The sequence below is a fragment of the Falsiroseomonas sp. RANM36 genome (genome assembly GCF_056682175.1).
The window spans coordinates 1,823,056-1,826,920 of sequence record NZ_JBWXTD010000003.1; the positions used below are offsets into that span (position 1 = coordinate 1,823,056).

Below are 3,865 nucleotides of genomic sequence, written 5' to 3' on the forward strand. Positions count from 1 at the left end.
CGGCGCGGAAGCCGAAGCGCGCGTAATAGGCCGGGCTCCCCAGCACCAGCACATGGCCGACGCCGTCCGGGCGCAGCCGCGCCAAGCCCTCGCCGACCAGCGCCCCGGCCCGCCCCCCCCCCCCCCCGGCCCGGGCGGGGGGCGCGCCCCCCCCCCCCCCCGGGCCCCGCCGCCGCGCCGGCGGGAGAAGGGCGCCTTTCGCCAAGGCGCATCATTCGGTAAGGACCTTCGCGCTATGAGCCCCCTCTTCGGGGCCATCGCCGGAGCCGCATGCTCACCACCTTCCGTCGCCGCAGCGCGATCGCCTGGTTCGACTGGCAATGCCGCGGCATCCTTGCCACGGCGCCGCTGCGCACGCGCCCGGCGCCGCTTCGCATCGTCAGCATGGTGCGCACCGAGCACCTGCGGATGTATCTTCTCGCGATCAAGTCGTTCTACCGCTACATGCCGGGGGGCGAGATCGTCGTGCTCGACGACGGCTCCCTGACCCCGGCCGACCGCCGGGTGCTGGCCGCCCATCTGCCCCAGGCGACGGTGACGCCGCTCGCCTCGATCGCCACCGCGCCCTGCCCGCGCGGCGGCTGCTGGGAGCGGCTGCTCCACATTCTCGATCTCAGCGATGACAATTACGTGATCCAGCTCGATTCCGACGTTCTGGCCTCCGATCCCATACCGGAGGTGACGGAGGCGGTGGCCCGGAATATCGCCTTCACGCTGAATTCGGGGCAAGGCATGGAGATCGAGACACTGGAGGAGGCCGCCGCGCGGGTGGCCGGCCAGGGCGAGGAGCATCTCCAGCCCGCGGCGGAACAGAAATTGCCGCTCCTGCCGCCGGAGGCGGGCGGGCGGCGCTATGTCCGCGGCTCGGCCGGTTTCGCTGGCTTCGCCCGCGGCCTGCATGCGCGCCGCCAGGCGGAGGCCTTCTCGGTTGCCATGCAGGCGATGATGGGGCCGCGCTGGGCCGAATGGGGGAGCGAACAGATCGCCTCGAACTACCTGATCGCCAATGCGCCGGGCGGGATGGTGCTTCCCTGGCCGCTCTATGCCTGCTTCGAGCCGAACCTCGACCCTGCCCGGTCGCGCCTGCTGCACTTCGTCGGTAGCTGGCGCTTCGACCGGGGCGTCTATGCGGCGCGGGCGCGCCGCCTGATCGCCGAATTGGCGCAGGAAGCCGCCGCATGAGGCAGCGCGCGGCCCGGGACATTGTCACAATTCATGCAAAATTCAGCGTTTTGCCTCATGCCTCGCGACGCGATGCGGCGGCGCCGCCCTGGCTTGGGGCGGGTTTCGGCGCTTTTCGCCTTTGCGTGCCGGAGGTGGGCCGTGCCTGTCGCTGCACAGAAAGCATTTCGTCCAGCTACCATCTGGGCGAAAAATGAGTTAAGGATCGTGTGGTGGACAACCGCAGGGCGTGCCCGCCAGGGTCGCTGCCAGGGTCGCTAAGAGAGCCATCGTTACACAGGAGGCCGGGCATGGCGTCACTCCAACTCAAGGCGCTTCGGGAACTCAAGGCGCTTCGGGTCGCTGCCCTGTTGCTGCCGCTGGCAGCCGCCGCCTGCCAGGCGCCGCCGGCCGAGCCTGCGGCGGGCGCCATGGCGGCCCCGCAGGTCACGCCCGATTACGTGATTGGACCGGGTGACGCGCTTTCGGTCTTTGTGTTCCGCTCGCCGGAGTTGAGCATGGAGGTGCCGGTGCGCCCGGATGGCCGCATCTCCCTGCCGCTCGTCGAGGACATCGAGGCTGCCGGCCGTACGCCGGTGCAGCTCAGCCGGCAGATCGAGGAGCGGCTCAAGCAGTATGTGCGGGAGCCGAGCGTGACCGTGATCGTGCGTGGCTTCGTCGGGCCGGCGAGCCGGCAGGTCCGCATCGTGGGCGAGGCCGCGCAGCCCCGCGCGATCGCCTTCCGCGAGGGCATGACCGTGCTCGACGCGCTGATCGAGGCCGGCGGGCTCACCCGCTACGCCTCCGGCAACAGTGCCCGGCTGATCCGGCGCGAGACCGCCAACACGGAGACGATCCCGCTGCGTCTCAACGATCTGCTGCGTACCGGCGACATGACCCAGGACGTGGCGCTGCGCCCCGGCGACACCATCGTGATCCCGCAGGGCTGGTTCTGACGTGACGCCGATCCTCAACGAAGTCCGGCGCTACGCATCGGCCGCCTGGCGGCACAAGTGGAAGGCTCTGCTGCTCGCCTGGGTCGTGTGTCTGGCGGGCTGGGCCTATGTCTACACCCTGCCGAACCAGTACCGGTCCAGCGCGCGCATCCATGCCGACGCGGATGCGATCCTCGGCCAGGTGCTGAGCGGCATCGCGGTGGACAACCGCCCATCCGGCCAGGTCGAGACGCTGCAGCGCACGCTGTTCAGCCGCCCGAATCTGGAGCGGGTGGCCGCGCGCACCGGCCTCGACCTGCGTGCCGACAGCGCCGCCTCGCGCGAGGCGATGCTGCGCAAGCTGGAAAGCAGCCTGCGGCTCGGTCTGCAGACGCGCAACCTCTTCACCATCACCTACACCGACACCGACGCGCGCATGGCGCGCGACGTGGTGCAGGCGCTGCTGACGCTGTTCATGGAGCGGGCCACTGCCAGCGATCGCGCGCAGATGGAAAACGCGCGCAACTTCGTGAACCAGCAGATCCAGGCCTATGAGGTGCAGCTGCGCGAGGCCGAGCAGCGCCGCGCCGAATTCCGTGCGCGCTATGCCGAGCTGCTCCCCTCCGAGGGCGCGGGCGGCGCGACCGGCCTGCAGCAGGCCCGCCAGCGGCTGATCAGCCAGCGCGGCAGCCTGCAGGATGCCGTGGCGCGCCACGAGCGCCTCAAGCAGGAGCTGGAGGCAACCCCGCAGGTGCTGCGCGCTGGCGAGGGCGGCGGCACCAGCCCGGCCGTGGCGGAAGCCGAGCGGACGCTGCGCGAGCTGCGCCTGCAATACACCGAGCAGCACCCGGCGGTGATCGCCGCCCGCAACCGCCTGGCCGAGGTTCGCGCGACGGGCGGCGGCGGCGGTGGGGGCGGCACGGTGCGCAACCCGCTGTACGAGCAGATTCGCACGCGTCTGCTGGATTCGGACGCGCAGCTCGCCACCCTCCAGCGCCAGGTCCGGCAGGAGGAAGCCAATGTCGAGCGGCTGGAGGCGCTGGCGCGCACCGTGCCGCAGCTGCAGGCGCAATTCGCCAACATGGACCGCGACTACAGCGTGCTCCGCCGCTCCTACGAGGAGCTGCTGCGCCGGCGCGAATCCGTCCAGATCGCCGGCGCCGCGCGGTCCGAGGCCGAGCGCGTCCGCCTCGAGGTGGTGGACCCGCCGACGGTGCCGCTGCAGCCGATCGGGCCGAACCGCCTGATGCTCGGCACGGCCGTGCTGCTGATCGGCATCGGCGCGGGCGCAGGGCTTGCCCTGCTGTTTGTGCTGCTCGATCGCAGCTTCTACACCGTGCTCGACCTGCGCAAGCTCGGCTTGCCGGTGATCGGCAGCATCTCCTCGACCGAGCCGCCGCGCAGCCAGCGCTTCGCTGTCGTCGCCTTCGCATGCAGCTTCGGGCTGCTGCTCTTCGCCTACGCCGTGGTCACCGCGGGTGGCCCGGCGCTCATCGCACGCATCCCCAACCTGGTTGCGAGGTTCGTCGCGTGACCACGCCCCCTTCCGGCCGACATCTGGTCGAACGCGCGATGGAGGCGATGCAGGGCGCCACCGTCGCGGATCCGCGCCCACCGGCCACCGGCCGGCCCCGCCCCGCCCGCCCCGCCCCCCCCCCCGCCCCCCCCCCCGCCGCGCCGCCGGCGGCGCCAGGGCCGAGCCACGGCGTCAGCGCGGAGGCGATGGAGGCGGGGATCAAGCGGATGGCCGCGCATCGCGCCGCCTATCG

General features: G+C 71.6%; 4 protein-coding genes and 1 pseudogene. 4 read left to right on the plus strand and 1 reads right to left on the minus strand.

Translation table 11 applies throughout. The annotated features are described in order from the left end of the window. Positions 1-205 (minus strand): annotated as a pseudogene (locus tag AC1MIR_RS13660) (hypothetical protein); the annotation flags it as partial. A 65-nt stretch (positions 206-270) separates the two neighbouring features. Between AC1MIR_RS13660 and AC1MIR_RS13665 the strand changes: the two are divergent. The 4 genes from AC1MIR_RS13665 to AC1MIR_RS13680 form a co-directional block, all read left to right on the plus strand. Continuing rightward, positions 271-1,182, plus strand: a complete 912-nt coding sequence (locus AC1MIR_RS13665) for a hypothetical protein (protein ID WP_480028694.1) — start codon at positions 271-273, stop codon at positions 1,180-1,182. Positions 1,183-1,472: 290 nt separating this feature from the next. Next, positions 1,473-2,117 carry an XrtA/PEP-CTERM system exopolysaccharide export protein gene (locus AC1MIR_RS13670; protein WP_480028695.1) on the plus strand — a complete coding sequence of 215 codons (645 nt, stop codon included), beginning with the start codon at positions 1,473-1,475 and terminating at the stop codon, positions 2,115-2,117. A 1-nt stretch (position 2,118) separates the two neighbouring features. After that, the gene (locus AC1MIR_RS13675) at positions 2,119-3,630 is read left to right on the plus strand and encodes an XrtA system polysaccharide chain length determinant (protein ID WP_480028696.1); all 1,512 of its coding nucleotides are present in this window, start codon (positions 2,119-2,121) and stop codon (positions 3,628-3,630) included. After that, positions 3,627-3,865 (plus strand): hypothetical protein (locus AC1MIR_RS13680; protein WP_480028697.1); only part of this gene is annotated, 239 nt, incomplete at its 3' end. The genes AC1MIR_RS13675 and AC1MIR_RS13680, both read left to right, overlap by 4 nt.

Coding starts and splice junctions, on each gene's coding strand:
- AC1MIR_RS13670 (WP_480028695.1), top strand. CDS start 1,473: ATGGCGTCACTCCAACTCAAGGCGCTTCGGGAACTCAAGGCGCTTCGG.
- AC1MIR_RS13665 (WP_480028694.1), top strand. CDS start 271: ATGCTCACCACCTTCCGTCGCCGCAGCGCGATCGCCTGGTTCGACTGG.